Source organism: Neorhizobium sp. P12A (assembly GCF_008365395.1).
Classification (GTDB): domain Bacteria; phylum Pseudomonadota; class Alphaproteobacteria; order Rhizobiales; family Rhizobiaceae; genus Rhizobium.
Map to the genome: position 1 here is coordinate 337,720 of NZ_QOVX01000003.1, position 22,290 is coordinate 360,009.

Here is a 22,290-nt window from a genome sequence, read left to right on the forward strand (position 1 = left end):
CAGAAGGGGAGACCACCCCATTCGCGGCCCGGTCGAAAAAATATAAGCAGAGCTTAGTTTTATTCCGGAGCGACCTAAAGCCATAGGTTGTCTAAGGAAAGCGCTCGTCGATTATTCGTGCGGGGGATAGATATGCTCAGCGCCGCGATAATCGGAAACGGAATAGCAGCCTTCGGCAACCTCGCGGACGGCGCTCTCGCCGATGACGGCCTTGCCGTGGCCGCCAGGGATATCGAGGATATAGGCGGGCTGGCACAGGCCTGAGATGCGGCCGCGCAAGCTTGCGACGAGTGCCTGGCCCTCCGCAATCGTCAGGCGGAAATGGCTGGTTCCCGGTGCGAGATCTGGATGATGCAGGTAATAGGGCTTGATCCGCGCCTCGACGAAGGCCCGCATCAGTGCTGCCAGCACATCGACATCGTCATTGACGCCCTTGAGCAATACCGACTGGCTGAGCATGACGATGCCGGCATCCACCAATCTGCCGCAGGCGGAGCGTGCCTCGTCGGTCAGCTCGCGCGGATGATTGGCATGCAGCGCCACATAGACCGACTTGCCGCTCGCCTTCAAAGCCGCGATCAGCGCGGTATCGATCTTCTGCGGATCAACGACCGGCACGCGCGTGTGGAAACGGACGATCTTCACATGATCGATCGCAGCCAGCCTTAGCATGATCTCTTCGAGCCGCCGCGGCGACAGGATCAGCGGATCGCCGCCTGTGAGGATGACTTCCCATATTTCGGTGTGAGCGCGGATATAGTCGAGCGCGCCGTCCAATGAATCCGCATCGAGCGTGCCCAGCCCCTGCGGCCCGACCATCTCGCGGCGAAAGCAAAACCGACAATAGACCGGGCAGACATGGACGGCCTTGAGCAAGACGCGATCGGGGTAGCGATGCACAATCCCCTCGACCGGGCTATGCGCATGATCGCCGATCGGATCGGCCCGCTCTTCCGGCGTCAAAACGAGTTCGGCCGCGTCGGGCACGAATTGCCGGGCGATCGGGTCTTCCGGATCGGCCCGATCGATCAGTTTTGAAACCGTGGGCGTCAGCGCAACCGCGTAGCGCGATGCGACGGCCTCCAGTGCGGCAACGTCGCGCCCCTCGAGCAGGCCGGCCTTGTCAAGATCGTCGACGGATTTGATCGGACGGATGACGTTCACGAACCATACTCCGTAACGGGCGCCCACAGCACCTGGTCGATCCGGGAGGCGCCTGTCGCCAGCATGACAAGCCGGTCGAAGCCGAGCGCGATACCGCTGGCCTCGGGCATGATCTCAAGCGCCTTCAGGAAATCCTCGTCGATCGGATAGGTCTCGCCGTAGATTCGGGCTTTCTCCGCCATCTCGATCTCGAAGCGACGACGCTGTTCGGCGGGATTGGTGAGTTCGCCGAAACCATTGGCAAGCTCGACCCCGCAGGCATAGAGCTCGAAGCGCTCGGCCACGCGCGGATCGCGCGCCGAGGGACGGGCAAGCGCCGCCTCCGATACCGGATATTCATCGAGGATCGTCGCCTTCCCGAAGCCGAGATTGGGCTCGATCTTTTCCACCAGCACACGGCTGAAGAGATCGGCCCAATGATCGTCCTCCGCAACGCGCAGGCCCGCGCGTTTCATTTCCAAGGCGAGATGCGCGCGATCCGTCGAGCCATCCGCGGCGACCGATGCAAGCAGGTCGATACTGGCATAGCGATCGAAAGCCTCGGCGACACTGATCCGGTCGATACCTGAAAACGGATCGACGAGGTGGCCGCGATAGGTCAGCACCTTCGCCTTCATCGTTTCCACAGCCAGGGCCAGGATGCGCATGCAATCCATCATCAGGCTCTCGTAGCTCTCGCCGGCGCGATACCATTCGAGCATGGTGAACTCCGGATGGTGCAGCGGCCCGCGCTCGCGATTACGATAGACATGGGCAAAGCAGGCGATGCGCTGCTCGCCGGCGGCCAGCAGCTTCTTGCAGGCGAATTCCGGCGATGTGTGCAGATAGAAGGGTGCGGCCTGTCCATCCGTCGTCAGCGCCTCGGTCGCAAAAGCATGCAAATGCGCCTCGTTGCCGGGAGAGACCTGCAGCGTCGCCGTATCCACCTCGATGAAGTCCTCGCGCGCGAAATAACCGCGCAGCGCCGCCTGGATCGCATTGCGCCCGATGAGGAAGGGGCGCCGATCCGCATGGACAGATGGGGTCCACCAGGGTGAGGCGCCTGCGCTCGTTGCCTTCATTGCAACCTTTCTTCGAGGGATCGGCCGGGATGGGGGTGGCTATTTCCCCGATTTTAGGTTAGTTGCGCCCCCAAGAAAACATCACAGACGTCTTGAGGAATATTTTCGACAGTCCTCTACGACGCAAGAAGCAGAGTTACAAGGAAGTCTTATGGTCAAGGTCATCGCCTCTTCCGTCCGCAAGGGCAACGTTCTCGACGTGGACGGCAAGCTCTACGTCGTTCTTACCGCCGCAAACTTCCATCCCGGCAAGGGCACCCCGGTGACACAGGTCGACATGCGCCGCATCGTCGATGGCGTGAAGGTTTCCGAGCGCTGGCGCACGACAGAGCAGGTCGAGCGCGCCTTCGTCGAAGACGTCAGCTTCCAGTACCTCTATGAAGACGGCGAAGGCTTCCACTTCATGAACCCTGCCACCTACGATCAGGTCGTCGTCGACGTGGAAACCATGGGCGACCAGAAGGCCTACCTGCAGGAAGGCATGTCCTGCATCCTTTCGATCCACGAAGGCATCCCGCTGGCGCTCGAACTGCCGCGCCATGTGACTCTCGAGATCATGGAGACCGAGCCGGTCGTGAAGGGTCAGACGGCATCGTCTTCGTACAAGCCGGCGATCCTGTCGAACGGCGTCCGCACCATGGTTCCGCCGCATGTTAGCGCCGGTGTGCGCGTCGTCATCGCAACGGAAGACAATTCCTACGTCGAGCGCGCCAAGGACTGAGTGCGGTCCCAGCCGATAAAATCAAAACGCCTCGGATGTTGCCACCCGGGGCGTTTTCTTTTGCAATCTCTGACAGGCGTTTCTGTCGATCGCTATCGCCGCGGCATCTTCGCACCGCCAATGGCGACGGGCTCGTGGAAACTTCTTCTCCTCGCCGCCGCAGTGGGCGTGATCGCGGCCGAGGGCCTGCTACGAGCGGCAGCGCCCACAACCGGTGGCACCAGCGCCTGCAGATGCAGGACCCGCGGGGACAGCACTTCCAGATAGGCTTCGGACCGGCCGATATAGACCATGGTCGTATCCTTCAGGTCAGCCAGTCCCTTAACCAGCCTTTCCTGGATATCGGGCTCAAGCCCTTCCAGCGTTTCGTCCAGCACGATCCAGCTCGGTTTTGCAAGCATGGCATGGGCGAAGCCAACGGCTTTCTGCTCGTCGGTATCTAGCATCCGATCCCAGCGCGCCTTGGTATCGAGCTTTCCCTTCAATCGTCCGAGGCCCACCTTATCAAGTGCTGCTTCGAGCTCCTCATCCTTATAGAGGGTGGCATCTTCGGGGAAGGACAGGGCTTCTCTCAAGGTGCTGCCCGCCACATAGGCTGTATGCGGAATGAACAGCATCTTCTCCATGGGCGGCAGGTCGATCTCGCCCTTGCCGCAATGCCATTCCCCTGCAAGCGACTGGAACAGCAGCTTGCGGTTCACGCCGTGATCACCGTTGACCATGACGCGCTCGCCCGCCGCAATGGTGACTGTGCCTTCCCGGATGCGGAAGCCGTTTTCCACGAGATCGTCTGTTGTCTTCGTGGAAATCTCCAGATCCTTGAGCGTCAGCGAATTGTCCGACGACTGCTGGATGGCGATCGTGTTCGGCATATTGGCATTGCCCTGATCCATATCGAGCACGGCCTGCCGGAAATCCGTGACACGCATCAGCGTCGCCCGCCATTCTGCGATCGGACCGAAGTTTGCGACATACCAGCGCAATGCCGTATTGACCTGGTTGAAGGCGCCGACAGCAACCATCAGCTGGCCGAGCGTAAGGCCGCCGGAGAAATAGGCGGGTGCAGCCACCAGGATCGGGATGACGAGAACCATCCAGCCATAGCTCGCCGAAACCCAGGTCAGGTTCGTGTTGGCAATCGCCAACTGGCGGATGATCGCTAGGACCGCGGAAATATCGACATTGATGCGCCGGCGCTCGTTTTCCTCACCGCCTGCGATCGTGATCGCCGACATGTGCTCGCTGGCATGCATCAGCGAAAAACGAAGCTCGGCCTCTTTGGAATAGCGTTCGGCATTGAGCCTCACCAACTTGCGGCCGACGACCTGGCTCAGGAAGGAGGCCGAAGCGGCGTAGAGGATTGCCGCCCAGACCATGTAGCCCGGGATGGAGAAGCTGCTCTTGCCGAAATGGAAGATGAAACCGGAAGAGAGCTGCCAGAGGACGCCGATGAAGCTGATGAGGAGAATGGTGGACTGCACCAGCCCGATCGCCAGGCTCGTCGAGCTTTCGGCGAGATTGCGCGCATCTTCATGCAGCCGCTGGTCGGGGTTGACACCGATCAGCCCGGACGAACTCAAACGCAGCGCGCGCTTCTTCTGGAGCCACTGGTCGACGAGGTCGCGGGCAAGGCCCTCGCGCATGTAGAGCGCGGCCATCAAGTTGAACCAGGCTTGAATAACGTTGAGAACCAGCAGCGAGCCGGCAATTATGCCGAAAACACCGAGCTGGTGGAAGAATGCCGGCAGGTCGCGCCGGGCAAGGGAATCGTAGAACGGGGCATTCCACTCGTTCAGCATGACCTGAACGTAGGCAGTGATGAAAATGACGGCAAACAGGGCAACGACGATCAGTATAAGCTTGACCCGCACACTGGAACTCCAGAAGGCGGAAAACATCATCCTCAGTCGATCGAGGGTGCTCAACTCATATCCGACGCGATCATCCCCCTGGATACTTGGCTTGGCTTGGGTATCAACGGCCATCAACACTTCCCTGCAATACTCATCCCCTCAGATAGTCATGGCCGTCACGCATGTCCATCCATGCGACACAGGAACGCTCGTAGCGCCAGCGATCCAGCCCTTGACCGCCTCCTCCTTCATCAAATGTGCGCCTCAAACCTTTAGGAAGTCTTCCAAACCGGTTCAGGACACAGGCCGGCACTTTCGCCGGTCTTTGGCTTCATCCGTTCCAGGTCAAGGTCGCCCCCCGACTTTGGCCCAAAGCCTTCCTCGAATACGCGAAGGGTATTTTACCGATCGCGAACCAACAACACCTGCTACTATAACCGAAAAGCTTGGCGATGGGAGACTTTCTCTCCCCTCAAAAATGCTTACTCCCGTAAGGGAAAGCACTAGCCTCTTTCTCCAGCCGACCGGGAAACAGGTTACATGAGCCAGCGAATCCCCTGTTGATTCGTGGCCCAGTCGGCGTTATCTATTGTTTTCCGTGGTGATTTGGCCGGCCGGCTTGCAGCCACGTTAAAAAATTCGCTAAAGGGCCGCGCGTGCGGACCGGTAGCGATTCTTGATCGCCGCCGGTTTTTTATTTTGTCGAGTGTTGCACAATGCCCATAAAGATCCCCGATACGCTGCCCGCTTTCGAAACGCTCCAGAACGAGGGCGTCAGGGTAATGACTGAAACGGTGGCGTTCCGTCAGGACATTCGCCCGTTGCAGATCGGGCTGCTCAATCTCATGCCGAACAAGATCAAGACCGAGGTTCAGATGGCGCGCCTCGTCGGCGCCTCGCCGCTGCAGGTCGAGCTGTCGCTGATCCGCGTCGGCGCCCACAAGGCAAAGAATACCTCGGAAGAACACCTGCTCGCCTTTTACCAGACCTGGGAAGAGGTGAAGCACCGCAAATTCGACGGCTTCATCATAACCGGCGCACCGATCGAGCTGTTGGACTATGAAGACGTGACCTATTGGAACGAGATGCAGCAGATTTTCGAATGGACCGAGACAAACGTCCATTCGACCATGAACGTCTGCTGGGGCGCGATGGCCGCGATCTACCACTTCCACAAGGTGCCGAAATATACGCTGAAGGAAAAGGCCTTCGGGGTCTATCGCCACCAGAACCTGAAGCCGTCCTCCGTCTATCTCAACGGCTTTTCCGATGATTTCGCCGTTCCGGTCTCGCGCTGGACGGAGGTTCGCCGCGCCGATATCGAGAAGGTGCCTGGCCTTCAGATCCTGATGGAGTCGCCCGAAATGGGCGTCTGTCTCGTTCAGGAGCAGGCCTGCAACCGGCTCTACATGTTCAACCATGTCGAATATGACTCGACCTCGCTGGCCGACGAATATTTCCGCGACGTCAACGCCGGCGTGCCGATCAAGATGCCGCACAACTATTTTCCGCACAACGATCCGGAGATCGCACCGCAGAACCGTTGGCGCAGCCATGCCCACCTGCTCTTCGGCAACTGGATCAACGAGATCTACCAGACGACCTCGTATGATCTCGAGAAAATCGGCAACGACCGGTCCTGATGCTATCAGGCGACCCCAGGGGTAGCGCAAACAGCCGCTACTCCTCGAAAGGCGAATTCATCAGGAAATCGACAACCGATGACGGCCTGCGGTAATCGGCCACGAATTTTTCGCCGAAATCGCGGGCGAAATTGTCATATGTCGTTTCCGGCTTCGTCTCGATAATGCAGCAGAAGCAGTCTGTGATCCGCTTCTTCATTTGCAGTCTCGGAAATGCGTCGAGGATTGCCTTCATCGTAGATGTCGGGATTTCATCGAACGCCCGCCCACCGAAATCCAGCCCTATTCCCGCCGTGCAGAGCGCGACTTCCGCCTCCTTGAACAGACCGATCGACGGAGTCGAATTGAGCGCCACGCTGTCCCAGATCAGTTGGGCTCGCCTCTCGTCGAAGCCGCGTTCGCGAACGAAGGTCCTGGCGACGTCGGCACCCTCGATCTCGAAACGCCTCGGCCCGGTCACGCTGTCGGTCAGGCCGATATCATGCAGCAATGTCCCGACGGCAACCACCTCCGCATCATGGTCGACATCCCGCAATTGTCCGAGTTGTGCCGCAAACAGCCACGAGCGGACCGCGTGATTGAAGAGATAGGGCGCGGAAATCGTCCGGGCATAATCCATGGACTGCGCAACCAGCGGCGTGTCGGGCACGACAACTCCGGCGAGGACTTTTGTCGGCACGGTATTCATCGCAATCCCTCCAAGGCACGCTTGCTGTTGGACTTAAGAATAATCGCCGACAGCGTCACTCCGATTGCACATTACCGGCGCAGTTTGCTCGTTCCGGGCAAGGCCGTATTCTTGACGACGAGACAATTGCGAAAAACGGCAAATAGAGGCAGGGTCCGAACACGAATTCAGCCAGGAATGGAACACGACCATGACGGAAAACACTTTGGAACGAGAAGTCTTCGGGAAAGCTGCGCAGGGAGAAACCGTCTATCGCGTCAAGATATCAGGCGGCGGCCTGACGGCGCATATCATCACCTGGGGCGCCGTCATTCAGGACCTGCGCCTGGACGGTCACGACGCGCCACTTCTCCTCGGCTTCGACAATTTCGACGACTATCCGGCCCACTCGGCCTATTTCAGCGCGACGCCGGGCCGTTGCGCCAACCGTATTGCCGAAGGTCGCTTCACGCTTGATGGACACACCTATCAGCTGGACCTCAACGAAAACGGCGTTACCCACCTGCACGGCGGGCACGACAACACCGCCAAGCGGAACTGGACCATCGTCGAACACGCCGCCGACCGCGTCGTCCTCAAGATCGTCGATGCCGACGGCCGCGGCGGCTATCCCGGCAATTGCACGATCCAGGCAACCTATTGGGTTCACGGCAACGGCGAATTCTCCATCACCTACGAAAGCACGACGGATAAGCCAACGCTCGCCAATCTCTGCCAGCACGCCTACTTCAACCTCGACGGCCGCGACGATGCGCTGGACCATGACATCATGATTGCCGCGGATCACTATCTGCCGACCGACGAAAGGCAGATCCCGACCGGCGACATCCCCTCAGTCGCAGGCACGCCCTTCGACTTCCGCGAAATGTCGCCGATGAAGCAGCGCTTCCAGGACGGCGAACAGGTCCTTTACGACCACAATTTCTGCTTCTCCGAAAAGCGCACTGCCAAGCGTTCGGTTATTCTGGCGCGCAGCAACAATTCCGGCGTTTCGCTGGAAGTGCGTACGACGGAGCCGGGCGTGCAATTCTATGCCGGCTTCAAGCTGAACGTTCCGGTACCGGGCCATGGCGGCCGCAGGATCGGGCCTTTTGCCGGCTTCTGCCTGGAAACCCAGATCTGGCCCGACGCCATCAATCACGAAGGCTTCCCCAATGCCGTCCTGCGCCCCGGCGAAGTGCTGCGGCAGGAGACGGACTACATCTTCAGCAAGAACTGATCCCCAAAAGTCACGAAATACTCCGGCCGGATGCCCAGCGTCCGGCCGTTTCGTTTTCCGCTGTCATCAAAAATTCGCTTGCGAATTGGTTCTAAATAGGTTCCATTATTAACCCATGGATAGAACCAGTTTGATAGCGGAGTTGAACAGCCGTGGCTTGCGGGACGAGACCATGACCGGTCCGCTCTACAAGCGGTTGGCTATGGCGCTGACGGGTCTCATCCAGGAAGGTCTCCTGAAGCCGGGCGCCTCCCTGCCGGGCGAACGGGATATGGCGGAAGCGCTGCAGCTCGGCCGCGTCACCGTTCGGACCGCCTATCGCGATCTGATGTCGTCGGGCGCGCTGGAAAGCCGCCACGGCAGCGGCACCTTCGTGTCGCAGAAGGTCGAACGCTTCGAACAACCACTCTGGCGGCTTTCGTCCTTTTCGGCCGACATGCGCTCCCGCGGACGCTCGCCGGCCGCAAAGATCCTGTCGCGCGTAATCGGCAAGCCGGCGCCGGAGGAAATCTTCCTTCTCGGCATCGGCATCGACGAACCGGTTCTGCGTCTCGACCGTTTGCGCCTGGCCGACGGCCTGCCGCTCGCCATTGAAAGAGCCGTCATTCCGGTCAAGTTTCTGGGTGAGGATGCGGCAGGCGAAGGTTCGCTCTATGATACGCTGAGCGAGAAGGGTTTTCGCCCCGTTCGCGCCCAGCAGAGGCTGACCGCGGTGACGCTCGATCCGTCGTCCGCCGCCATTCTGGATGTTCAGCCGGGCGCGCCGGCGCTGCTCATCGAACGCGTATCCCGCCTGGAAGACCAGCGCGTCGTTGAATACACCCGCTCGCATTATCGCGGCGATGCTTATGATTTCGTTGCAGAATTGAGAATTGGAGAAGACCTATGACCCAGTCCCTGATGCTGAAGGAAGCCGGCCAATCGCCCGAAGTGGTCGCAACCCTCCTGGAGAAGGAAAGGCCGGCTTTCGCCGAGATTGCCAGACTGTTTTCCTCCGCCAGACCGTCGGTCGTCACGACCGCGGCCCGCGGTTCCTCCGACCATGCCGCCACCTTTTTCAAATATCTCTTCGAAATCTCCTGCGGCGTTCCCGTCGCATCCGTCGGGCCGTCGATCGCCTCGGTTTATGGTTCGCAATTGCACCTGAAGGGCGGTATCCACTTCACCGTCTCGCAGTCCGGCGGCAGCCCTGACATCATCGCGCTGCAGGCCGCTGCCAAGCGCGGCGGCGCAACGACCATCGCGGTCGTCAACGTGACCGACAGCCCGCTCGCAAGGGAAGCCGACATCGTGCTCGACATGAATGCCGGGCCTGAAAAGAGCGTTGCCGCCACGAAATCCTTCATCGCTTCGGTCGCCGCTCTTTCCGGCGTGACGGCTGCGATTTCGGGCTCGAAGGAATTGAGCGACGGTCTTGTACGACTGCCCCAGGCGCTCGCCGGCACGGCCAGCATCGATGGCGCGGCCGTCGAAGAGGTGCTCTTCAACGCAAGCTCGCTCTACACCGGTGGCCGCGGACCTGCGTTCGCAATCGCGCTCGAATCCGCTCTCAAGGCCAAGGAGACCTCCGGGCTGCACGCCGAAGCCTTCTCGTTGGCGGAACTGATGCATGGCCCGATGCGCCTCGTGCAGCCGGGCTTCCCCATCATCGCCTTTGCGCCCGACGACGCCGCCTTCGCGCACAATGCCCAGGCGCTGGAGCGACTGAAGAGCCTTGGCGCCACGACTGTCTCCTTCTCCAGCACCCCGCTTCCTGGCATCAATCTTTCGATGCCGTCGACCGGCAACGGCCTTATCGATCCGCTGGTATCCCTGCTCTGCTACTATCGCCTCATCGAACAGGTCACGCGCCGCAAGGGCTTCGATCCGGATAAGCCGGCTAATCTTCTGAAAGTCACGGAGACCATGTGATGCAATACAAGGTCTTTAGCGGCGCTCGCATTTTCGACGGCGAGCGCTTCCATGAGGACAGCGTCCTTGTGACGGCAAACGGACGGGTGCAGGCGATCACCGCACCCGGCAATGCGCCGGAAGGCGCTGAGATCGTAGCGCTCGAAGGCGGCGTGCTCTCGCCGGGCTTCATCGACGCCCAGGTCAACGGCGGCGGCGGCCGCATGCTGAACGACGAACCATCAGCCGAATCCATGTATATCATCGCCGACGGCCATCGGCGCTACGGCACGACCGCCCTGCTGCCGACGCTGATCACCGATGTCGCAGCCGCAACGACGGCGGCAATCGAGGGTGCCATCGAAGCCGTCAAGGCCGATCGCGGCGTGGTCGGCCTGCATCTCGAGGGACCGCATCTGTCGCCAGCGCGCAAGGGCGCCCATCTTGCCGAACTGATGCGCCCGGTAGAAGACAGCGACGTCAAGGCCTTCATTCGCGTCCGGGAGGCGATCGGCACGCTGATGGTCACCATGGCCGCAGAGCAGGTAACACCCCGCCAGGTGCAGGCATTGAGCGAAGCCGGCGTCATCATCAGCATCGGCCATTCGGATTGCACAGCCGACGAGGCCGATGCCCGCTTCGATGCCGGCGCCCGCGGCGTCACGCATCTCTTCAACGCCATGAGCCAGCTCGGGCATCGCACCCCCGGGCTCGTCGGCGCGGCGATCGACCATCCGTCAACTTGGTGCGGCATCATCGCCGACGGCCATCACGTCGATCCGCGCGCATTGCGCACCGCCCTGCGCGGCAAGCGCGGCGAAGGCCGGCTGTTCTTCGTCACCGACGCCATGTCACTGGTCGGCTCAGACAAGGACAGCTTCACGCTGAACGGTCGAACCGTCTATCGCAAGGCCGGAGGATTCTGCTCCAAGGTCGTGCTCGCCGATGGCACGCTTGCCGGCTCCGATGTCGACATGGCGTCCACCATTCGCTACGGCGTCAGCATCCTTGAATTGCCGCTCGCCGAAGCGCTGCGCATGGCGACGTCCTACCCTGCCCGCTTCCTGCAATTGAAGGATCGCGGCCATCTGTCCCCAGGCGCAAGGGCCGACCTTGCCCATCTGAACGATGCGATCGAGGTAACGGCGACATGGATGGCCGGCGAAGCCTCCGCCTGATCCCAGCCCGAGCCGTTCGAAACCAGGAGATGACGGAATGACCGCAATCACCGATGCCTATTTCGCCAATCTCGTAGACCGGCTGGGTGTACTTCGCGAGACATTGGCCGAGCCGATGGCAAAGGCGGCTGCCGCGATCTGCGACGCTGCCCGTGCCGACCGGCGCGTTTACGTCTTCGGCACCGGCCATTCGCATATGCTGGCCGAGGAAGTACACTACCGGGCGGGCGGCCTTGCCTTCACCATCCCCGTTCTGGTGGGGTCGGCAATGCTGCACGAGGGCGCCGTCATAAGCTCCGTCTACGAGCGGACGGAGGGATTGGTGCGCCCGGTTCTGGAGCGATACGGCATGCAGCCGGGCGATGTGCTGATCATCGCCTCCAATTCCGGCGTCAACGCCGCGCCGATCGAGGCTGCGGACTATGGTCGCGAAATCGGCGCCAAGGTCATCGGCATCACCTCGGTTGCCTATTCGAGCGCAATCGCCAACGGCCGGCGCAGGCTCGCCGACATTGCCGACATAGTCTTCGACAACGGGCTTCCACCCGGCGATGCCGTGATCGATTTGCCGGGAAGCGATCTGAAGGTCGGGCCGGTCTCGACCGCAATCGGCGTGACCGTGCTCAACGCCGTCTTCGCCGAAGTTGCAGCCCAGCTTTCCAGCGACGGAAACCCGCCGATCTACCTTAGCGCCAACATGCCCGGCGCCAAGGAAATCAATCAGGCACTGGTCAAGAAGTACCGACCGCGCAACCCGCATCTTTGAGAGTTGCTCTGATATTGAAAAGGCCGGCGCAAGGCCGGCCTCGTCCAAATCAAGCTTGCGACGTTCCACCGCGCCCAGGTCAGTGCCCAGGTCAGGCCGCAGCCTCTTCGGCTTCGGCCTTCTTCTCGACCGGCTTTCGCCCCCTTCTCAGGATCACGTAGAAGACCGGGGTCAAGAACAGGCCGAACAGGGTTACGCCCAGCATGCCGGAGAACACCGCCGTGCCTAGTGACTGACGCATTTCCGCGCCGGGGCCAGTCGCGATCGCCAGCGGCAAGACGCCGAAAATGAAGGCGAACGCCGTCATCAGGATCGGCCGCAAGCGCAGATGGCTGGCTTCGACGGCGGCCTCCACCGCATCCTTGCCCTCTTCCTGCGCCTGACGCGCGAATTCCACGATCAGGATCGCGTTCTTCGCCGCAAGGCCGATCAGCACGATCAGGCCGATCTGCGTCAGCACGTTATTGTCCATCCCGCGCAGGTAGACGCCGATCAGCGCCGCCAAGACGGCAAGCGGCACGATCAGGATGATCGCCAGCGGCAAGACCCAGCTTTCATACTGCGCCGCCAGCGCCAGGAAGACGAAGATGACCGACAGCGCAAAGATATAGATCGCCGTGTTGCCGGTATGGGTTTCCTGATAGGCAAGCTCCGTCCATTCGAAGGTCGTTCCCGGCGGCAAGATGTTGCGCGCCAGTTCCTCCATCTTGGCAATCGCCGTGCCGGTCGCGACACCGGGCGCCGGATTGCCCTGCAACGGGACCGAGACATACATGTTGTAGCGCTGCACCAAGGCCGGACCGCTGGAATCCTGGATGTCGACAAGCGTGCCGAGCGGAACCAGCGCACCGGTCGCCGAGCGTACTTTCAGCGTCAGCACATCGTTGGGATCCATGCGGAACTGTTTGTCCGCCTGGGCGCGCACCTGATAGACACGGCCAAAGGCGTTGAAGTCGTTGACATAGGAAACGCCGAGGTTGATCGAGAGCGTATCGAAGATGTTCGGGATCGGCACGTTGAGCAGCCGCGCCTTGTCGCGATCGATCGCCAGGTAATATTGCGGGCTCGAATCGGAGAAGGTGGTGAAGACGCCCGTTAGACCCGGCGTCTGGTTCGCCGTCACCATCAGCTGCCGCGCTAAGCCGAGCGCGCGCGTCATGTTGGAATTATCGAGATCCTCGATCTGCATCTTGAAGCCGCCGGAATTGCCGACGCCACGCACCGAGGGCGGTGGAATGGCGATGATGAAGGCTTCCTGGATACTCTGCAGCTTTCCATAGAGTTCGCCGATGATCTTCGTCGCCGTATCGCCGTCCTTTAGGCGTTCCGAGAAGGGCTTGAACGGAGCGAAGACGACACCGGCATTCGAAGCATTGGTGAAGGTCGCGCCGCTGAACCCTGCGAATTCGACGGCATTGCCGACGCCAGGCGTTGCCTTGACGATATCGGCGACGCGTTTGACCACGGCATCCGTGCGTTCCAGCGATGCACCGTCGGGCAATTGCACGACGACGATCGCATAGCCCTGGTCCATGGTCGGAATGAAGCCCGAAGGCACCTTCGTGCCCATGAACCATGTCGCGCCAAGCAGGCACAGGAAGACGAGGAACGAGCAGGCGAGGCCGAGGAAGCTGCTCACCATGCGACGCACGATCCAGGAATAACCCCGGCTCATCCGATCGAAACCGCTGTTGAAACCGTTGGCGAGCGCCCGGCCGAAGCGGGAGAACGGATCCTGACGCAGCCGGTGATGATCATGCGCTCGCAGCAGGATCGATGCCAGTGCCGGCGAGAGCGTCAGCGAATTCAGCGCCGAAATCGCGGTCGCGATCGAGATCGTCACCGCGAACTGCCTGTAGAACTGCCCAGTGATGCCAGGGATAAAAGCTGTCGGAACGAAGACGGCGATGAGCACGAGCGAAATGGCGATGACGGCCGTTCCCACCTCGTTCATGGTCACATGCGCCGCTTCCTTCGGCGTCATCCCCTTTTCCAGATTTCGCTCGACGTTTTCCACCACGACGATTGCGTCGTCCACCACGATACCAATCGCAAGCACTAGGCCGAACAGCGTCAACATGTTGAGCGAAAAGCCGAAGGCGAGCAGGAATGCGAAGGTGCCGATCAGGGATACGGGGATCGCGATGATCGGAATGAGGGCGGTACGCCAGGATTGCAGGAAGACCAGCACCACGATGGCGACGAGAATGGCCGCTTCACCAATGGTCCGATAGACTTCGAAGATCGAGTCGGAGATGAACTCTGTCGTATCGTAGACGATGCGATATTCCAGCCCTGGCGGAAAATCTTTCGACAAATCGCCAATCATCCCCTTGATCTGTTTGGCGGTATCGAGCGCGTTTGTGCCCGGGCGAGCGAAAATGCCGAGCGCGACGGCCGGTTTATTGTCGAGATAGCTGTTGGTGACGTAATCCTGCGCGCCGAGTTCGATGCGAGCAATATCCTGCAGTTGCACCAGCCGCCCCGATGCCGTCGACTTCACAATGACATAGCGGAATTGCCGCGCGTCGGAAAAACGCCCTTCCGTTCGCACCGTATATTCGAAGGCATTGGCCTCGGTTGCCGGCGGAGCGCCGATCGAGCCGCCGGAGACCTGCACGTTCTGGTCCCGCAGCGATTGCACGACGTCAGACGACGTCATCTGATAGGCGGAAAGCTTTTCCGGATCGAGCCAGATACGCATCGAATATTGCCGCTCGCCGAAGATCTGCACGTCACCGACGCCTTCGAGGCGCACGAGCTGGTCGCGGATGCGGTTACGCGCATAATTGGAGACGTAGAGCTGGTCGTAACGGTCATTCGGCGACAGGAGATGGATGACCATCATCAGGTCGGGCGAACTCTTGTCCGTCGTCACGCCGAGGCGCTGGACCTCTTCGGGCAAGCGTGGCAACGCGATCGAGACGCGGTTCTGGACAAGCACCTGCGCCTTGTCGAGATCGGTTCCGAGCTTGAAGGTCAGCGTCAGCGACATGGACCCGTCTGACGTCGAGTAGGAGGACATGTAGAGCATGTCTTCCACGCCGTTGATCTGCTGCTCCAGCGGCGTTGCGACCGTATCGGCGATGGTCTGGGAGTCCGCGCCCGGATAGGACGTGCGCACGACGATGGTCGGCGGCGCGATCTCGGGATATTGCGAGACCGGAAGCTGCGTGTAGGCAATCGTGCCAACCACCAGCAAAATAATGGCGATGACCGACGCGAAGATCGGTCGGTCGACAAAGAAGTGAGCGAATCTCATTGCGCCGCTCCCGTATCTTCCGCTGCAGCCGATTCCGGCGGCGCGTTGGTGCGTTCCTTCGGCAGATCGGTCATTGTCGGCGTTACCTTGCCACCCGGACGGGCGCGAAGAATGCCGTTGACGATAATGGTCTCATCGCCGGTCAGACCGGAACGGATGACACGATATCCATAAAGCCTCGGCCCGAGACGGACGGACTTCGTGCTAACAGTGCCGTCCTGACCGACGACGAAGACCACACGTTCATTCTGGTCCGAACCGATCGACTCATCAGGAACGAGGACCGCGCGGTAGGTATTTGACCCGGAAATATCCACGCGACCGAAAAGACCCGGCTGCAATACGAAATCCGGATTGGCGAAGCTGGCGCGGACACGCATCGTGCCGGACTCCGAATCGACGCGGTTTTCGGCAAAGTCCAGCTTCCCCTTGAAGGTCGTTCCAGCTGCATCGCCGATGCGCACGGTAACATCGAGGCCGCCGCCACCCTGTTGAAGGTCGCTGCCGCGAGAGCGCGCGGTTGCCGCATAGTTCAGCATGCGACGTTCATCGACATCGAAGTAGAAGTCGATCGGGTCGAGCGCGACAATGGTCGTCAGCACCGTTTGATCGGCCTCGACGAGATTGCCGGTCGAAATCAGATGACGATCGATGCGCCCGCTGAGCGGCGCGGTGATCTTGCTGTAGTCGAGATCGAGCTGGGCACGCTCCAAAGCCGCTTGCGATCCACGAACATTCGCCTGGCTTGAGAGCAGGTCACGCCGGCGGTCATCAAGGGTGGAAGCCGATTGGCTACCGGTCTGCGACAGGGACTCTGTACGGGAAAACTGCGCCTGGGCGTAGGTCAGTGCCGTATTGGCTATTTCCAGCGTCGCCTTTGCTTGATTGAGCGCCGTTAAAAAGGGCCGCTGGTCGATGACGAAGAGTAGGTCGCCCTGCTTGACCAGCGCACCATCGCTGAAGTGAATCTCCTGTAGATAGCCCCCCACCCGCGAGCGGACCGAGACCTCTTCCCGTGCCTGGAAGCGACCAATGAACTCGTCATTGTCGACCACGTCGCGAACGACAGGCTTGGCAACGGTGACGGGAGGAGGTGGGGCATTCTGGGCAAGAACGGCCGAATTCAGGATAAGGGCGGTAGAAAAACCAAGCAGCGTAGATCTCAAGACATCAGGCTTCATGCGTATCCCCTTTGCAAGCAGCCGGGAGCATAATTCCCGGCACCATCGACGACATGCAGTCTATTTCGATCCGAGGACAATCAACGCACGTAAGGCCAGCGTCAGCACCAGTTCAAACGTCAATGGTGTTAGCGGCTGAAAATCAAATTCTTGAAAATTATGTATTTTGCTTCCTGACCCCCAAGAAGCAAACGCCTCGATCGCATCTGCGATCATGCGCATTCTTTGACCGAAGTAAATAGGAAAGCGAGCCGATTGCCGGCACCGGCCTCGGTGATCCGCTGGTGTCTAAGCCTGAAAAACCCGCAATTCCGAGGGCACGGCGGCAAGCTGTCCGGTCCTGCGGCTGGCGGCATATTTCAGTGTTTCGCGGACAACGCGCGGCGTGATGGGCTTATGCACGACGCCGAGGGTCCCCTCCACGCCCCCTGACACGGCTTCGGGATTGGCGGTCATGAAGATGACGGCGATGCCTTTTTCCGCGAGCTTTCGGCCGATTTCGGGACCGGTAGCGCCATCGGACAGATTGATATCTACGAGGGCTATATCGGCCAGCGGTGCCGCTGCCAGCGCCCGGTCCGCGCTGTTGGCGATCCCGACGACATCGAGGCCGCAGCTCGTGACAACATCTTCAAGATCGAGCGCGATCAAAAATTCGTCTTCGACGATTAGTACTTTCTGATTCACAACTACATCCTTCCGCCGGCGACGCACGACCTCTGCCGACATGAGGCAAATTCGCTTCGGAAATGACCTGCCTAGAGGTCCATATGGCTATGCAGCGTAATCTGATATAGCGGAAAATGTTCCATCGGGAAACATATTTTCGTTGATTAACCGCCTGTTAACTATGAAGAATCGGGATTTCAGCCTTCGAGCTCTTCCCTGAGCATCTCCAGCTCCAGCCATTCTTCCTCCATTTTGATCAGGCTGTCGCGAAACTTCTCCATCTCGGCTGCAAGCCTGTTGAAGGTCGTGGGATCCTTGGTGAAAAGGGCAGGATCGGCCATCTTTTTCTCGCGCGCGGCAATCTCCGCCTCCGCCTTGGCCATCTCCTTCGGCAGGTTTTCGAGCGCGAATTTCTGCTTGAACGAGAGCTTTCCCTTACCCTTGGAAGCGTCGGCTACCGGCGCCGTCGTGTCGGATGCCTTGGGCTTTTCGGCGGCCTTCTCGGCCTTCCTTCGCTCGTCGGCGGCACCCTTGCGCTGCGCCAGCATGTCGGTATAGCCGCCGGCATATTCGATCCAGCGTCCATCGGGCGCGTCGGGATTGGCCGGCGCAATGGTCGAGGTCACGGTGCGATCGAGAAAATCGCGATCGTGGCTGACGAGGATGACAGTGCCGCTGAAACCGGCAACGATTTCCTGCAGCAGATCCAGCGTCTCGATATCGAGATCGTTGGTCGGCTCGTCGAGGATCAGAAGGTTCGTCGGCCGCGACAGGATGCGTGCCAGCATGAGACGCGCCCGCTCGCCGCCGGAAAGGTTCTTGATCGGCGTGCGTGCCTGTTCTGGCTGGAAGAGAAATTCCTTCATGTAGCCGGTCACATGGCGCTGTTCGCCATTGACCAGCAGGTTTTCGCCGCGCCCGTCCGTCAGGTAATTGGCAAGCGTATCGTTCGGATTCAGATCCTCGCGCTTCTGATCGAGCGTCGCGATTTCAAGATTGGTGCCGAGCTTGACCGTCCCGCTGTCAGGCGTGAGCTGGCCGGTCAGCATCTTGAGAAGCGTCGTCTTTCCCGCACCGTTCGGCCCCACCAGACCGATGCAATCCCCTCGGTGGACGCGGATCGAGAAGGGCGCGACGATCGTCCGGTCGCCATAGCTCTTGACGATCTTCTCCGCCTCGATGACCAGCTTGCCGGATTCCTGCGCATCCGAGGCCGAGGCCTGCACCGAGCCTTGCGGCCCCTTGTGCCCGCGATACTGCGCCCGCATGCCCTGCAGCTCACCGAGGCGGCGCATGTTGCGTTTGCGCCGGGCCGTCACGCCGTAGCGCAGCCAATGTTCCTCGCGCTCTATCGCCTTGCCGAGCTTGTGCTGTTCCAGCTCCTCGGCCTCCAGCACTTCGTCGCGCCAGGCCTCGAAGAAAGCAAATCCCCGGTCGAGCCGCCGTGACGTGCCGCGATCCAGCCAGACGGTCGCGGTCGAAACCTTTTCCAGAAAACGGCGGTCGTGTGAGATGAGCACGAGAGCGCTACGCGTCTTCTGTAGCTCGCCTTCCAGCCATTCGATAGTCGGCAGGTCGAGATGGTTGGTCGGCTCGTCCAGCAAAAGGATATCCGGCTCCGGCGCCATGACGCGTGCCAGGGCCGCCCGGCGCGCCTCGCCGCCCGATAGCATCGTCGGGTCTTCCTCGCCCGTCAGGCCGAGATGAGACAGAAGGTAGGTGACGCGATAGGGATCGTCACTCGGGCCGAGCCCGGCCTCGGCATAGGCGGCGACCGTCTTGTGACCGGAAAAATCGGGTGCCTGCTCAAGATAGCGCACCGTCGAGGAAGGATGGCGGAAGACTTCGCCCGACTGGGCTTCGACAAGGCCTGCGGCGATTTTGAGAAGCGTCGATTTGCCGGAACCGTTGCGGCCGACGAGGCAGATCCTGTCGCCCGGTTCCACCTGCAGGTTGGCGCCGGCCAGCAGCGGCGCACCGCCGAAGCTCAGGAAAACATCATCGAGTTTCAGAATGGGGGGGGCCAAAAATCAGACTCCGGAAAGATCATAGGGGCGCGCAAGGATGATTGCCCTGCCGCTTGCCAGCGAAAAGCGCACGGGGCCCTCCGCCACATTGGAAATGGTGCGCGACGAGCCGAAGGGCAAATGGAAATCCATGAGCGGATAGCGCGCATTGTGAATGAAGAGGCCTTTGAGCTCGCTGAAACCCGGAACGGAAAACAGGCTCCCGGCCGGCAGGTCGAGCTCGATTTCGCCCGCAAGTAGCGGCACCGCCTCCTCTTCGCCCGACGTCAGCAGCATGTCGAAACCCAGCTCGGCGAGGCTGACAGCATAAAGCAGGTGCTGCAGCGCATGATCGGAGCGCGGGCCGCCAAGCGCGCCGGCAAGGATGAGCCGCTTCGCACCGCGATCGATCGCCTCCGAAACGGCGATCTCGCCATCCGTAGCCGCCTTCGCCGCAGGATAGGGCTGCTTTAGAACCTCGGGAAAAGCACTATCGAGATCAGGCGAGGTCGAGTCGAAATCGCCGACCCACAGTTCCGGCGTAATGCCGAGCGCCGCCGCATGCCTCATGCCGCCGTCGGCAGCGATGAAGCGGCTGCCCGAAATGGCTGCGCGCAAGCGGTCGGTCAACCGCAATTCGCCGCCGAGCAGGATTGTGAAGGTGGATTGGCTCATGCGCCAAGCCCATAGCTCAAAGTCAGCCCCTCAGGGAAGAGCCAGCCGCGCAAAGGACGGGATCAGTCGTCACTTTCCTTGATCCGACCACGAAAAGCTTCCTCATAGCCGCCGACGAACCGGTTGAAGAGCTTTGAGAACGCCTCAATGTCCTCTGCCGGCCAATCAGCGACGACGCCTTCGATGACCGACATTTTCTGCGCCTGGATTTCTGAGAGCAATCGCTGCCCAAGCGCCGTCATGACGACCACGATGCGCCGGGCATCGGCCTGGGATGCCTTGCGGCGCAAAACGCCACGGCTCACCATGTCGGCGACTATGCGGCTGGCGCGCGACGGATCGATGCGCAACACCTCGGCGATGGTGCCGACCGTGACCTCGCCATTTGTCTCGGCCCGCCGGACGGCGTCAAGTACGTCCAGATTGGAAAGCTCCAGGCCCGGCGCGACATTCTGGATGGCAAGACGGCCGATCATGCGGCGTCCCGTCATCAGGCGCATCCGCGTCATCACCTCGCCGATCCGAAGGATATCCTCCTCGACCGGCTGGTTTTCATCAATTTCTCGTGTGCTCGCCGCTGCTGTCATAATTCGACCATACCAGAGCTGTGCGAGGATGAAAACATGCAATTCGCATTAAAGTGTCATTGACACTTATATGCTATTAGCACATATATAAGCGACTTCAGATCGGATAATTGCTCCCATGGATATGCAGACTGCGCCCGCGCCGCTCGTGGCGGATCCCCGTCGGCGGCTCATTCTCTTTTTCTTCCTGATGACCGCGATGTTCATGGCGACGCTGGACAACCAGATCGTCTCCACCGCGTTGCCGACGATCGTCGGCGAGTTCGGGCACCTCGAGCGCTTCGGCTGGATCGGATCGGCCTATCTGCTTTCGCTGAGCGCCGTCATGCCGGTCTATGGTAAGCTCGGCGATCTCTTCGGCCGCAAATATGTGATGATCACGGCGATCACCATCTTCACGGTCGGCTCCGCGGTCTGCGGTCTTTCCGTCTCCATGAACACGCTGATCGCGTCGCGCGTCCTGCAGGGCCTCGGCGGCGGCGGCATTCTCGTCTCGATCTTCTCGATCAATGCCGATCTCTTCGAGCCGCGCGAGCGCGCTCGCTACCAGAGCTATTCCAGCCTTGTTCTTATGGCCTCTGGCGCAATCGGCCCCGTTCTCGGCGGCACCATGAGCGACCTCTTCGGCTGGCGTTCGATCTTCCTCGTCAACGTGCCGATCGGCTTCATCTGCCTCGCCGGCCTGATCACCATGCTTCCCTTCCGCAAGCCGGCCCGCAAGCCGAAGATCGACTATGCCGGCGCTATCCTGCTTGCCCTGACCACGACAAGCATCGTGCTTGCCGCCGACGGCAGCGAACTCTTCGGCTCCCTCTTCTCTGCCCCCACACTTGCCATCATCGCCGGCGGCGTCATCTGTGCCATCGCCTGGGTCCTCGTCGAAAGGCGGGCTCCGGAGCCGATCGTCCCGATGTCGCTCTTCCGCAACCCGACCTTCAGCCTGCTGCTGATCATTTCTGTCACCAGCGGTGCGGTCGCAATCGGCATGGTCAACTATTTCGCCCTCTTCCTGCAGACGACGACGGGCCTCTCGCCCTCCATGGCCGGCCTGCTCTTCATCCTGTTGACCGGCGGCATCGTCTGCGGCTCGCTTTCCGCCGGGCGCATGATTGCGGCAGCCGGCCGCTACAAGCCCTTCGCCATCGCCAGCGCCAGCTGCAGCATGATTGCCTTTGCCTTCATGTCCCAGGTGCATGCCGGCACGCCGATTTTCCTGATCGGCGCTCTCATGCTGCTTCATGGCATCGGCATCGGCCTTGCCCAGCAGGTTCCGGTTATCGGCGTGCAGAATGCTGCGGCCAACCGCGACGTGGGGGCCGCAACAGGCGCCGTGACACTGTCGCGCATGGGCGGTGCCTCCATCGCCATCTCGATCTATGGCGCGATCATCGCCGCAAAGCTCGGCGATATCGGCCTGTCGATCCCTGGCGTCAGCAATATCGAGGAACTGACGCCGAAGATGATGGCCGCTCTGCCGGATGCGACACGCGAGGCGGTTGCCAACGCCTATGCCGCAGCCTTCAGCCCGCTGTTCATGACGGCTGCCGCCACCTGCCTGATCGGCCTGGTGACCGCAATCTCGCTCAAGAATGTACAGCTCCCGGGCGCTTCGAAGAAGCTGGACCCGGCCGCGGCCGCACACGCGGCAGAATAAAGGCTGCGATTCCTGCCGGAGGGGCGCACTTGCGCCCCTTGCTGTTTGCCCATGCCAGTCGGGAGACAGAAAC

At 60.7% G+C, this 22,290-nt stretch carries 19 protein-coding genes and 1 riboswitch; of the genes, 8 read left to right on the plus strand and 11 right to left on the minus strand.

Annotated features, from left to right (window positions below; all coding sequences use genetic code 11):
* Positions 1 to 111 precede the first annotated feature (111 nt).
* Together DTW90_RS13450 and epmA are read right to left on the minus strand one after the other, a co-directional pair.
* Positions 112 to 1,164 carry a lysine-2,3-aminomutase-like protein gene (locus DTW90_RS13450; RefSeq protein WP_149338895.1) on the minus strand — a complete coding sequence of 351 codons (1,053 nt, stop codon included), beginning with the start codon at positions 1,162 to 1,164 and terminating at the stop codon, positions 112 to 114.
* The gene (gene epmA / locus DTW90_RS13455; RefSeq protein ID WP_149338897.1) at positions 1,161 to 2,225 is read right to left on the minus strand and encodes an EF-P lysine aminoacylase EpmA; all 1,065 of its coding nucleotides are present in this window, start codon (positions 2,223 to 2,225) and stop codon (positions 1,161 to 1,163) included. The genes DTW90_RS13450 and epmA overlap by 4 nt, the downstream gene beginning before the upstream one ends.
* A gap of 151 nt (positions 2,226 to 2,376) precedes the next feature.
* On the opposite strand from epmA, the gene efp reads away from it, so the two are divergent.
* Positions 2,377 to 2,946, plus strand: coding sequence for an elongation factor P (gene efp / locus DTW90_RS13460; RefSeq protein ID WP_132522267.1), 570 nt, complete (start codon positions 2,377 to 2,379; stop codon positions 2,944 to 2,946).
* 92 nt (positions 2,947 to 3,038) lie between these two features.
* Here the strand turns inward: efp and DTW90_RS13465 are convergent, their stop codons facing one another.
* Positions 3,039 to 4,931 (minus strand): ABC transporter ATP-binding protein/permease, encoded by a 1,893-nt coding sequence (locus DTW90_RS13465; protein WP_132522269.1) that lies wholly within the window; start codon positions 4,929 to 4,931, stop codon positions 3,039 to 3,041.
* A 456-nt stretch (positions 4,932 to 5,387) separates the two neighbouring features.
* A riboswitch (SAM riboswitch) is annotated at positions 5,388 to 5,465 on the plus strand.
* Positions 5,466 to 5,515: 50 nt separating this feature from the next.
* Here DTW90_RS13465 and metA point away from each other — a divergent pair.
* On the plus strand, positions 5,516 to 6,442 hold the full coding sequence (gene metA / locus DTW90_RS13470) for a homoserine O-succinyltransferase (RefSeq protein ID WP_149338899.1): 927 nt from the start codon (positions 5,516 to 5,518) through the stop codon (positions 6,440 to 6,442).
* A gap of 37 nt (positions 6,443 to 6,479) precedes the next feature.
* Here the strand turns inward: metA and DTW90_RS13475 are convergent, their stop codons facing one another.
* Positions 6,480 to 7,130: an HD domain-containing protein gene (locus DTW90_RS13475; RefSeq protein WP_149338901.1), complete on the minus strand. Its 651-nt coding sequence runs from the start codon at positions 7,128 to 7,130 to the stop codon at positions 6,480 to 6,482.
* Between the two features lie 190 nt (positions 7,131 to 7,320).
* Between DTW90_RS13475 and DTW90_RS13480 the strand changes: the two genes are divergently transcribed.
* The 5 genes from DTW90_RS13480 (at position 7,321) to DTW90_RS13500 (ending at position 12,183) form a co-directional block, all read left to right on the plus strand.
* Positions 7,321 to 8,349 (plus strand): aldose epimerase family protein, encoded by a 1,029-nt coding sequence (locus DTW90_RS13480; RefSeq protein ID WP_149338903.1) that lies wholly within the window; start codon positions 7,321 to 7,323, stop codon positions 8,347 to 8,349.
* Positions 8,350 to 8,464: 115 nt separating this feature from the next.
* Positions 8,465 to 9,238, plus strand: coding sequence for a GntR family transcriptional regulator (locus tag DTW90_RS13485; RefSeq protein ID WP_149338905.1), 774 nt, complete (start codon positions 8,465 to 8,467; stop codon positions 9,236 to 9,238).
* Positions 9,235 to 10,260 carry an SIS domain-containing protein gene (locus tag DTW90_RS13490; protein ID WP_149338907.1) on the plus strand — a complete coding sequence of 342 codons (1,026 nt, stop codon included), beginning with the start codon at positions 9,235 to 9,237 and terminating at the stop codon, positions 10,258 to 10,260. Before DTW90_RS13485 ends, DTW90_RS13490 begins: the two co-directional genes overlap by 4 nt.
* A complete protein-coding gene (nagA, locus tag DTW90_RS13495; protein WP_149338909.1) occupies positions 10,260 to 11,417 on the plus strand; it encodes an N-acetylglucosamine-6-phosphate deacetylase in 1,158 nt (385 codons plus the stop codon). The genes DTW90_RS13490 and nagA overlap by 1 nt, the downstream gene beginning before the upstream one ends.
* A 37-nt stretch (positions 11,418 to 11,454) precedes the next feature.
* Positions 11,455 to 12,183, plus strand: a complete 729-nt coding sequence (locus DTW90_RS13500; RefSeq protein WP_132522283.1) for an SIS domain-containing protein — start codon at positions 11,455 to 11,457, stop codon at positions 12,181 to 12,183.
* 91 nt (positions 12,184 to 12,274) lie between these two features.
* Here DTW90_RS13500 and DTW90_RS13505 read toward each other — a convergent pair whose 3' ends face one another.
* The 7 genes from DTW90_RS13505 to DTW90_RS13530 all read right to left on the minus strand — a co-directional run bounded on the left by DTW90_RS13505 (position 12,275) and on the right by DTW90_RS13530 (position 20,563).
* Entirely contained in the window at positions 12,275 to 15,445 is a 3,171-nt protein-coding gene (locus DTW90_RS13505; protein ID WP_149338911.1) for a multidrug efflux RND transporter permease subunit, read from the minus strand.
* A complete protein-coding gene (locus tag DTW90_RS13510) occupies positions 15,442 to 16,626 on the minus strand; it encodes an efflux RND transporter periplasmic adaptor subunit (RefSeq protein WP_132522287.1) in 1,185 nt (394 codons plus the stop codon). Before DTW90_RS13510 ends, DTW90_RS13505 begins: the two co-directional genes overlap by 4 nt.
* Before the next feature lie 60 nt (positions 16,627 to 16,686).
* A complete protein-coding gene (locus tag DTW90_RS37115) occupies positions 16,687 to 16,842 on the minus strand; it encodes a hypothetical protein (protein ID WP_165927799.1) in 156 nt (51 codons plus the stop codon).
* A 72-nt stretch (positions 16,843 to 16,914) separates the two neighbouring features.
* Positions 16,915 to 17,355, minus strand: coding sequence for a response regulator (locus DTW90_RS13515; protein WP_149338913.1), 441 nt, complete (start codon positions 17,353 to 17,355; stop codon positions 16,915 to 16,917).
* A gap of 137 nt (positions 17,356 to 17,492) precedes the next feature.
* Positions 17,493 to 19,322, minus strand: a complete 1,830-nt coding sequence (locus DTW90_RS13520) for an ABC-F family ATP-binding cassette domain-containing protein (RefSeq protein ID WP_149338915.1) — start codon at positions 19,320 to 19,322, stop codon at positions 17,493 to 17,495.
* 3 nt (positions 19,323 to 19,325) lie between these two features.
* Positions 19,326 to 19,976, minus strand: a complete 651-nt coding sequence (locus tag DTW90_RS13525; RefSeq protein WP_149338917.1) for a thiamine diphosphokinase — start codon at positions 19,974 to 19,976, stop codon at positions 19,326 to 19,328.
* A gap of 62 nt (positions 19,977 to 20,038) precedes the next feature.
* Positions 20,039 to 20,563, minus strand: coding sequence for a MarR family winged helix-turn-helix transcriptional regulator (locus tag DTW90_RS13530; RefSeq protein WP_149338919.1), 525 nt, complete (start codon positions 20,561 to 20,563; stop codon positions 20,039 to 20,041).
* 118 nt (positions 20,564 to 20,681) lie between these two features.
* Here DTW90_RS13530 and DTW90_RS13535 point away from each other — a divergent pair, with 118 nt between their 5' ends.
* Positions 20,682 to 22,217, plus strand: a complete 1,536-nt coding sequence (locus DTW90_RS13535; protein ID WP_149338921.1) for an MDR family MFS transporter — start codon at positions 20,682 to 20,684, stop codon at positions 22,215 to 22,217.
* The last annotated feature ends 73 nt before the right edge of the window (positions 22,218 to 22,290 follow it).